9 protein-coding genes and 1 pseudogene are annotated in these 8,670 nt (G+C 62.9%); 8 read left to right on the forward strand and 2 right to left on the reverse strand.

Features of this window, described 5'->3' with window-relative positions:
* Positions 1-36 precede the first annotated feature (36 nt).
* Positions 37-420 carry an integrative conjugative element protein, RAQPRD family gene (locus APY03_RS19475; RefSeq protein ID WP_068679204.1) on the reverse strand — a complete coding sequence of 128 codons (384 nt, stop codon included), beginning with the start codon at positions 418-420 and terminating at the stop codon, positions 37-39.
* A gap of 203 nt (positions 421-623) precedes the next feature.
* Here APY03_RS19475 and APY03_RS19480 point away from each other — a divergent pair, with 203 nt between their 5' ends.
* The 8 genes and pseudogenes from APY03_RS19480 (at position 624) to APY03_RS19515 (ending at position 7,863) form a co-directional block, all read left to right on the forward strand.
* A complete protein-coding gene (locus APY03_RS19480) occupies positions 624-1,094 on the forward strand; it encodes a helix-turn-helix domain-containing protein (protein WP_003050245.1) in 471 nt (156 codons plus the stop codon).
* Positions 1,091-1,667, forward strand: a pseudogene (locus APY03_RS19485) (PIN domain-containing protein). Before APY03_RS19480 ends, APY03_RS19485 begins: the two are co-directional and overlap by 4 nt.
* A gap of 17 nt (positions 1,668-1,684) precedes the next feature.
* The gene (cap6, locus tag APY03_RS19490; RefSeq protein WP_003105629.1) at positions 1,685-2,599 is read left to right on the forward strand and encodes a CBASS system CD-NTase-associated protein Cap6; all 915 of its coding nucleotides are present in this window, start codon (positions 1,685-1,687) and stop codon (positions 2,597-2,599) included.
* Positions 2,596-3,066 carry a type III CBASS phage resistance system CD-NTase-associated protein Cap8 gene (gene cap8, locus APY03_RS19495; RefSeq protein WP_003105626.1) on the forward strand — a complete coding sequence of 157 codons (471 nt, stop codon included), beginning with the start codon at positions 2,596-2,598 and terminating at the stop codon, positions 3,064-3,066. Before cap6 ends, cap8 begins: the two co-directional genes overlap by 4 nt.
* Positions 3,063-3,563, forward strand: coding sequence for a type III CBASS phage resistance system CD-NTase-associated protein Cap7 (cap7, locus tag APY03_RS19500; protein ID WP_003090159.1), 501 nt, complete (start codon positions 3,063-3,065; stop codon positions 3,561-3,563). The genes cap8 and cap7 overlap by 4 nt, the downstream gene beginning before the upstream one ends.
* Entirely contained in the window at positions 3,563-4,465 is a 903-nt protein-coding gene (locus tag APY03_RS19505; protein ID WP_003105624.1) for a CBASS oligonucleotide cyclase, read from the forward strand. Before cap7 ends, APY03_RS19505 begins: the two co-directional genes overlap by 1 nt.
* Before the next feature lie 38 nt (positions 4,466-4,503).
* The gene (nucC, locus tag APY03_RS19510; protein WP_003050273.1) at positions 4,504-5,229 is read left to right on the forward strand and encodes a CBASS effector endonuclease NucC; all 726 of its coding nucleotides are present in this window, start codon (positions 4,504-4,506) and stop codon (positions 5,227-5,229) included.
* Between the two features lie 9 nt (positions 5,230-5,238).
* On the forward strand, positions 5,239-7,863 hold the full coding sequence (locus APY03_RS19515; RefSeq protein ID WP_068679207.1) for an AAA family ATPase: 2,625 nt from the start codon (positions 5,239-5,241) through the stop codon (positions 7,861-7,863).
* A gap of 40 nt (positions 7,864-7,903) precedes the next feature.
* Here the strand turns inward: APY03_RS19515 and APY03_RS19520 are convergent, their stop codons facing one another.
* On the reverse strand, positions 7,904-8,653 hold the full coding sequence (locus APY03_RS19520) for a TIGR03747 family integrating conjugative element membrane protein (RefSeq protein WP_003109778.1): 750 nt from the start codon (positions 8,651-8,653) through the stop codon (positions 7,904-7,906).
* Between the last annotated feature and the right edge of the window lie 17 nt (positions 8,654-8,670).

An 8,670-nucleotide genomic window follows, 5' to 3' on the forward strand; every position in this document is an offset into this window, starting at 1 on the left:
CGCTGTTGGCTTGAAATGCCGAGACCTGGGCGCCGTTCATTGCTCGCCCTCCGCAGTCGTCTTCGGCGATGGCGAAGCGGCCCGCTCGGTGCGGTAGTCGCCGGCCAGTTCGGAGGGGTCGCGCGGCTGAGCGTGTGATGGCGTCAGGTGGAACTGGATGCCGGCGCGCACGCGCGCCAGGTCAGCCAGCAGCCGTGGGTAATCGAAGTGGTAGCGCTCGCCCGGCTGGATGGGGGCATGCGCGGCGCTGTCCGCGACGGTGCGTTCCAGCGCGTCGAGCTGGCGCAGCGCGGCGACCAACTCCTGGCGCTGCGCCGGGGACTCGGCCAATGCCATCGGGGACTGGCCCAGCACGAGGGCCGTCACGAAAAAAGTGGGCACGCCGCGATGCGCGGCGCGCAGCCAGATCGAAGCCACCATCGCGCCATTCCTGTGTGATCAGCAATGGGGTGATCGTGGAGATCAGGGCTGTTTCAGGCCGCAAACAATAGGAACTGGCGGACGACCGGATTGGGCATGCTGCGAGCGAACCTACAAAAGCCCGGGTCGCGCTTCGATTATTGCGTTTTTCGAGTATTTCGAATATGATCGGCTCTGCAACCGTTTTCGCTTAGGAGCTACCCATGACCACCGCCACTGCCCAATCCAAGATGACCCTTCCCGCCGCGGGAGAGGTGAAGGCAGCCGTCCAGGGTCAACGTGCCTTGGCGGCTTACCTCGCAACCCAGTTCGAGACGCAGCACATCCAGATCTTTGATGACCACAAACAGGCTCATCAGGTGGAACTGCCTACCTCGGCTTTACGCCTGCTGGTCGACATCCTGGCCGAGTTGGCCGATGGCAATGCAGTAAAGGTGGTGCCCGTCCATGCAGAGCTGACGACCCAAGAGGCGGCGGACTTGCTCAACGTGTCCCGTCCCCATTTCGTCAAGCTGCTCGAAGATGGGGTGTTGGCATTTCATCGCACCGGCAAGCACCGCAGGGTGAGGTTCGCCGATCTGATGCAGTACAAGGAAGCGCGCGAGCGCGCCAGTGAGCAGGCGATGGCCGAACTCGCTCAGCAGTCGCAAGAGTTGGGAATGGGATACGAATGAGGCATTCCCCATTCACCGCCGTCTACGACGCGTGCGTTCTATATCCCGCGCCACTGCGGGATTTCCTGATGTGGCTCGGCCTGTCTGGCCGCTTCCGGGCGCGGTGGAGCCAAGCCATTCATGAGGAGTGGAAACGCAACCTGTTGATCAACCGCCCCGATCTCACCCGGGTTCAGGTCGACAGGACGTCGGATCTCATGGACCGGGCAATTCCGGACGGCTTGGTGGAGGGCTACGAAGCGCTCGTGGCAGGCCTGACATTGCCCGATCCGGACGACCGGCACGTCCTGGCTGCGGCGATTCGCTGCGGTGCGAGCGTGATTGTGACGTTCAACGAACGGGATTTCCCGAACGATCTGCTGGCTCCGTACGGCATCGAATCGCAGCACCCCGATGAGTTTGTGGACAACCTACTGGATCTGGGACGCGGCCGCCGTGGTGTCGGCTGCGCAGCGCCAGCGTGCCCAACTCAAGCATCCGCCGATCGAGGTGGACCGCTATCTCGAAATCCTGCTGCGCCAAGGCCTTGTGCAAACGACCAAGGTGCTGGCGACCTATCGCACCATTCTCTGACCCGCCGAGAGCCACGGATGACCAAGAATCCTTCATCAGACGCCACTTTGCCGAAAGGCATCCATCGAAGCTGGAAGCTGCCGGACACGTCGCTGGGCGCCCTGTGGGATTCCATCGTCATGGACGAAGCTCTCAAGAAGCAGTTGCTGTCACAGGCGATCGTCAACTTCACGGTGCGCCCCAAGGTGGAGCGCACGGTACTCCCCCTGCACGGCGTGATCTTGTTGGTCGGCCCGCCGGGGACTGGGAAGACCTCCTTGGCACGGGGCTTGGCGCATCGTGTGGCCGAATCTTTTTCTTCTGCGAAGTTTCGATTGCTGGAAGTAGAGCCTCACACGCTGACGAGCTCTGCAATGGGAAAGACTCAACGCGCCGTGGCAGACCTGTTCTCGCAATCGATCGCAGAATCCGCAGCGGCGGGCCCGACGATCGTCCTTCTGGACGAGGTCGAAACGCTTGCGGCTGATCGAGCCAAGCTCAGCCTGGAAGCCAACCCGGTTGATGTGCACCGGGCCACCGACGCGGTGTTGGTGCAGTTGGACATGTTGGCCGAACGCAACCCGCATCTGCTGTTCGTGGCCACCAGCAACTTCCCACAGGCCGTCGACAGTGCCTTCCTATCTCGTTGCGACATGGTGATGGAGGTGCCACTGCCCGGCAAGGATGCCTGCAAGCAGATCCTGGTGGACTGCCTGAATGGCCTGGCAAAGACATTTCCGGGGATTGGCAAGCTTTCCTCGGCTCACCAGTTCGACGCGTGCGCTGGCGAGTGCGTCGGATTGGATGGTCGGGCCATTCGCAAGGTCGTAGCCAACGCCCTCGCGGCCGACCCGCAAGTGGCTATCGATCCGAACAAGCTTTCCGTAGAGCACCTGCGCAGTGCGATACGACAGGCAACGCAAATGCGCCTTCAAGGAGGGAAGCAAAAATGACCACCGTTGTCAGCCGGACGTTTCGCAGCTCGCCGCACCGCGATGCGTTGCAGACGTGGGATGCCATTGTCGAACTGCTCACTCAGGGCAAGGACGGCACGGCTCGCTCTGAACTCAGGGCCGTGGCGGGCGTGGCCGCCAGCTTGATCGCCGACCAGGCACCCAAGAGCGCGCCCATCGTTGCGACATGCGATGGACCACGGACCAGGATCTACTGCCTCTTCGACGAAGACGCGATCGATGGTGATGATGCCAACGAAGAAGTCTTGGGGTTCGAGCCGTTGAAGGGAGACTGGGGAGTCTCGCTGCCGTGTCCGAAGGAGCAGCTCGGCTGGGTGCAAACCGCGCTCAAAAAGCACAGTTCTCGCATCATTGCACGGGACTTGAGCCAAGGAATTGCCACGCAGGCGCAGGCCGATGCTGGACAAGCGCTGTCGCTCGACCTCGGAGGTTTCCTCAAGTCATGAGCACCGTCGCCACCTACTCGTACACGCACTCGGTTACCTATGTGACCGACAACATCCTCAAGAGCTTGAAAGACATCATCCTGCTCAGTGGGCTGGACCCCGAGCACTTCGCGGATCGCTGGGAGAGCAATACCCGAGCCATCAAGACGTGGCTCGGGACCGGTGATCTGCGCAAGGTGATTCTGGAGATCTACAACCCGGCAACCGACAAACTCGTGACCCGATGGGATATCGACATCGTGTATGGGTGGTCCGATGGCGACGGCAGCTTCTGGACAGATACCGAGCAGTTGAAGTACGCGATCAAGAAAGCTGGGCTGCTGCCATCGCAGGCCAAGTACAAGTTAATGCTCGATACAAAGCCAGGGCGGCCTGATGTGGAGGGGTGGAGCAAAGGAAGTTATCGCTCGACGGATGGAATGGTCAAGCAGAGCCTAGGCTCGACTGTCGAACACAGCGGCCTGGCGGGTCAGGCCGGATATTGGAGGCAACGCTGATGCTGTCGATCGATGAAGCTTTTCGCAAGTTCAAGTCGCGTCTGGAACTCAACGAACGCGAACAGAAGAATGCCTCGCAACGCCAGAACGAAGTGCGGGACTACCTGCAGACCAAGTTCGGCATTGCGCGCAGCTTCCTGACCGGGTCCTATGCTCGATACACGAAGACGAAGCCGCTCAAGGATATCGACATCTTCTTCGTGCTGAAGGACTCGGAGAAGCATTACCACGGCAAGGCCGCATCGGTAGTGCTGGATGATTTCCACTCTGCATTGGTGGAGAAATACGGTTCGGCGGCCGTGCGCAAACAGGCGCGCTCGATCAACGTGGATTTCGGTGTTCACATCGACGCGGAGGACAACACGGACTACCGGGTGGTCAGCGTGGATGCGGTGCCCGCATTCGACACCGGCGACCAGTATGAGATCCCCGATACGGCGTCCGGAAAGTGGATCAAGACGGACCCGGAGATCCATAAGGACAAGGCGACCGCAGCGCACCAAGCCTATGGCAATGAGTGGAAAGGTCTCGTGCGCATGGTGAAGTACTGGAACAACAATCCCAAGCACGGCGATCAGAAGCCGGTGAAGCCCTCGTTCCTGATCGAGGTAATGGCCCTTGAGTGTCTTTACGGCGGCTGGGGAGGATCGTTCGATCGCGAGATCCAGTCGTTCTTTGCCACGCTTGCCGATCGTGTTCATGACGAGTGGCCGGATCCCGCCGGACTTGGCCCGGCGATCAGCAACGATATGGATGCCGCGCGCAAGCAGCGCGCGCAGCAGCTGCTGTTCCAGGCGAGCCAGGACGCAAGCATCGCCATCGACCACGCGCGTCGTGGTCGCAATATCGAAGCGCTTCGCGCCTGGCGCGCACTGTTTGGCCCCAAGTTCCCACTGTCCTGATTTCATCGGCTTCCATACACGTCCCATCGAGGTACAGCATGTCCCAGTGGTCGCTTTCCCAGCTCCTGTCGTCCCTGCATGAAGACATCCAGCAGCGCTTGTCCGTAGTACGCAAGACCTTCGGTCACCCGGGTACGAAGGGGGATGCGAGCGAGAACGTCTGGATCGACATGCTGGATACCTATCTGCCCAAACGGTACCAGGCGGCGAAGGCGCATGTGGTGGACAGCCTGGGGAACTTCAGCCAGCAGATCGATGTGGTGGTGTTTGATCGGCAATATTCGCCTTTTATCTTCACCTACGAGAACGAGACGATCATTCCAGCCGAAAGCGTGTACGCCGTGTTCGAGGCCAAGCAGACGGCTGACGCGGGGCTTGTGGCCTATGCCCAGGAGAAGGTCGCCAGTGTGCGCAGGCTGCACCGCACGAGCCTGCCGATCCCGCACGCTGGCGGGACCTACCCAGCGAAGCCGTTGATTCCGATTCTGGGTGGCTTGCTCACCTTCGAGAGCGAATGGAGTCCTGCATTGGGCCCATCCATGGACAAGGCGCTGAACGCAAACCTCACCGAGGGGCGTCTGGACATCGGATGCGTTGCCGCCCACGGGCACTTTTTCTATGACCAAGCCAGCGGCGCGTACAGCTACACCAACGAAAACAAGCCGGCGACCGCGTTTCTTTTCAAGCTGATCGCGCAGCTTCAGTTCAGTGGAACGGTCCCCATGATCGATGTGGAGGCTTACGGTCAGTGGTTGACCAAGTGAGGGGTCGCTGTGGCAAGCATACGTTCGGAGTACCACCGGTTCCTGGCGCACTTGACGCAGCGGCACGTGCACGACGACGTGCGCCGGCTGGCGCACCTGGTGCTCGATCACCTGCAGCCACTGGCCGAGGTCGGTGCTGCACGCCGGGGGCGCTCCACGCGCTTGGCGCCGCTGGCCATCGCGCATCTGGCGCAGATGCCTGTCGCCTACGACGGGGACGCGCGCGGCCCCGAAAACGGGCCGGCGCTCGGGCGACTGCACCAGCTCGAAGTCGGGCCGTTTCGAGGATTCATGCGGCAGGAGACGTTCGACCTCAGCCATGACATCACCTTGGTCTACGGTGCCAACGGCACCGGCAAGAGCAGCTTCTGCGAAGCCTTGGAAGTGGCGATGCTCGGTTCGATCAGCGAAGCGCAGGCCAAGCGGGTCGACCAGCGGACGTACTGCAACAACGCTCGCCTGCGCCGCCACATCGCGCCAGTCCTGTCGTCTACGGCGGCGGGCGAGGCGCAGGCCGTCCAGCCCGACGAAGCTGAGTATCGCTTCTGCTTCATCGAGAAGAACCGCCTCGACGATTTCGCCCGAATCGCCGCGCGGACCCCGAGCGATGAGCGCCAGCTCATCGCCACCCTGTTCGGCGTGGACCAGTTCAGCGAGTTCGTGCGCGGCTTCAACCCCTCGCTCGATCAGGACCTGATGCTTGCCGGCGTGCAGGCGGCGCAGCTGGCGCAGCGTCGCCTGCAGTTGGCGAACTCCGAACAGACCATCGCCGCCTACCCGCAGAAGATCGCAGCGGTCGAGGGCCTGGAACAAGCTTTGGCGCAGCGCATGTCACCTGGCGCGACCTATCAAACCTGCGTGGACTGGCTGCTGGGTACGCCGCAGCAGCAAGGACGGCTACCGTATGTCCAGGCTCAGCTGGACGCCAACCCGCCTGCCATTCACGAGGTGACCCAGGCCCGCCTGCAAGCGTTGCTGGCAGAGGCCTACCGCGTCCAGGGACTGTGGCAAGCGTCTTCCGCGCAACTCGCGGCCCGCGCCGGCGAGGTGTCGTACGCGAAGCTCTACGAGGCCGTGCAAGCGTTGGCGGACGGGGCGACCGCGTGTCCGGCATGTGGAACCGAACTGGCCGCCGTGGCGCAGGACCCGTTCGCCAGGGCGCGAATGGGCCTGGAGCAGCTCGCGCAACTGGCCGTCCTGCAGCAGCAGGAGGCCGGGCATCGGACGCAGTTGAGCGAGGCGGTCCGAGCGCTGTGTGACGAAATGCGCCGCGTGGTGGCGGCGGCTGGGGTCGCTTGTCCTGCCGAATCGCAGGCCGCGGGCCTGCCACTGCTGCCTCCCACGTCGGCGGGCAATTGGCTCGGCGGCGGGGTGAATGGGGACCAGCGCGCCTGGCAAGCCCTCTTACGGATCGCACAGATCATCGAAGGCTTCGACGCGCAGGCGCGCGACGTGAATGCCCAGCGCGGCGCGATGGCCCAGGAGCGGGACCGCCTGCAACAGCATCAGCTGGAGATCGAACGGCTGCGGACCATGCGCACGACTGCGGATCAGGAGCTGGCGGCCGCCCGCCAAACCGTGGCCCAATTCGACGACGCGAACCGCGGCCTAATCCAGGCGGCCACGGACGAAATGCCGGTGGTGGTGCACCATCAGCGGGTCAAGGCCGCCTACGACGGCTTCCTGCCCGAGATTCAGGCATACCTAACCGCTCTGCCGGGGGTTCTGCTACAGGGGCTGGGAGACCAAGCCCGCCATCTCTACAACGCATTCAACCGGGCCGATCCGCCCGGCGATCTGCTGCACGCGCTGTGGTTGCCCGTGGTCGAGAACGGCAAGATCGAGGTGGAGTTCGCCGGCGAGCCGGGCGCGCGCTACGACGCGTTGATCGTCTTCAGCGAAGGGCACATCAAATGCCTGGGCCTGGCGATTCTGCTTGCCAAGAACCTCGCGCAGGGCTGCCCCGTGGTCATATTCGATGACGTCGTCAACGCGATCGACGACGACCATCGCGATGGCATCTGGCGTACCTTCTTCGAGGACGGTTTGCTCCACGGCAAGCAGGTTATCCTCACCTCGCACGCAGAGGAGTTCCTGCACCGCATCCAGCAGGAGTTGGGCGTGCGCCGCGCCGCGGCCATTAAGCGCTACAAGTTTCTCCCGCATCAGGGAGAGCACGAACTGCGGGTCGACAGCGACCCGCCAGCGAAGAACTATGTTCTTCTGGCCCAGCAGGCGTTGGCGGCTGACGAGAAACGCGAGGCACTGCGTCAGGCCCGGCCGGCGCTGGAGAGTCTGACGGACCGCCTGTGGACGTGGCTGGGTCGGCGGGCGGACGGCCGGATCGACATCAAGCTGAGCGGGCCCCGCGCGCCTTGGGAGCTGAACAATAAATGCACCAAGTTGCGGTCGGCCGTCGAGCGTATCGCGGCGCAACATGCGGGTGCGCCGGATGCCGTAGGGGCGTTGGTCCGGCTGCTCAATGTCAGCGGTACGAGTATTGAATGGGGTTACCTCAATAGCGGTGTGCACGACGCTCAGCGCGATCATGAGTTTGATCGGGCGACGGTAAGAACGGTCGTCGAGGCGGTTACGGCGTTGGATGCTGCTCTTGATACCCTGCAGAACCGATGAACGGCACACGGCTTTGCAGAGCCGTGCCGCCCGTGTCACCTCATAAGTACTTCTTGAAGCTGCCTGCGGTCAGGCTGACTGCCATCCCCAGCAACGCCGCGCTGGGCAGCAGGATGACCAGAGGATGCACCGATATGGGCAGAGCGAGATAGGTGACCCAAGGCAGCACGGCCAACGGCATCAGGCTGGCCTTCGCGCGGTGGTAGATGAAGCCGGATTCGCGGCCCGCGCCGAACCGGCGCACATCCCGTCGCACCAGGCCGTCAATCAGGCCGACGAATGCCGCCGTGAGGATCAGCGGCAGCGTGAGCACCAGGACCAGCAGGCGCACCAGGAAGGTGAGCGTCGTGAAGGCCGCAGCGATCAGGTAGCTTTCGGCCCAGACATAGACTTGGCTGATGTAGTAGCGGAAGTTGCGGCTCTGCCCGTGGCTGGGCGCGCGGACGCGCTCGGCGGTCTGGCTCATGCGCTCCAGCAACCCCGAGCGCACGAACACCCACTCGTACCCGGTATCCACCAACTCGTGCGCCGTGCGCCCGGGCTCCTGTACCACCACGCTGCGCGTGAAGTGGTTGGACAGGTGCCCGAGTTCGTACCGCAGCATCTGCTGGGAGTGGCGCCAGCCCTGGTCCTTCCAGAACAGGTGCATGCCGGCGCACTCCACCACGATCGAAAACAGCAGCGAGCCAATGAGCACCCCGAGCAGCCGGAACGGTAAGGTGATGGTGCCGACGATCAAGCCTTGGCGATGGTTCTGCTCCCGCTGCGCGGTCGAGGCGGCATCCTTCATGGCACGGCCTCGTTGCC

The organism is Variovorax sp. WDL1 (assembly GCF_001541225.1).
Taxonomy (GTDB): Bacteria; Pseudomonadota; Gammaproteobacteria; order Burkholderiales; family Burkholderiaceae_C; genus Variovorax.

What these genes read in the sequence shown, in the direction of transcription:
- APY03_RS19475 (WP_068679204.1), bottom strand. Translation starts at nt 420, where the DNA reads ATGGTGGCTTCGATCTGGCTGCGCGCCGCGCATCGCGGCGTGCCCACT.
- APY03_RS19480 (WP_003050245.1), top strand. Translation starts at nt 624, where the DNA reads ATGACCACCGCCACTGCCCAATCCAAGATGACCCTTCCCGCCGCGGGA.
- cap6 (WP_003105629.1), top strand. Translation starts at nt 1,685, where the DNA reads ATGACCAAGAATCCTTCATCAGACGCCACTTTGCCGAAAGGCATCCAT.
- cap8 (WP_003105626.1), top strand. Translation starts at nt 2,596, where the DNA reads ATGACCACCGTTGTCAGCCGGACGTTTCGCAGCTCGCCGCACCGCGAT.
- cap7 (WP_003090159.1), top strand. Translation starts at nt 3,063, where the DNA reads ATGAGCACCGTCGCCACCTACTCGTACACGCACTCGGTTACCTATGTG.
- APY03_RS19505 (WP_003105624.1), top strand. Translation starts at nt 3,563, where the DNA reads ATGCTGTCGATCGATGAAGCTTTTCGCAAGTTCAAGTCGCGTCTGGAA.
- nucC (WP_003050273.1), top strand. Translation starts at nt 4,504, where the DNA reads ATGTCCCAGTGGTCGCTTTCCCAGCTCCTGTCGTCCCTGCATGAAGAC.
- APY03_RS19520 (WP_003109778.1), bottom strand. Translation starts at nt 8,653, where the DNA reads ATGAAGGATGCCGCCTCGACCGCGCAGCGGGAGCAGAACCATCGCCAA.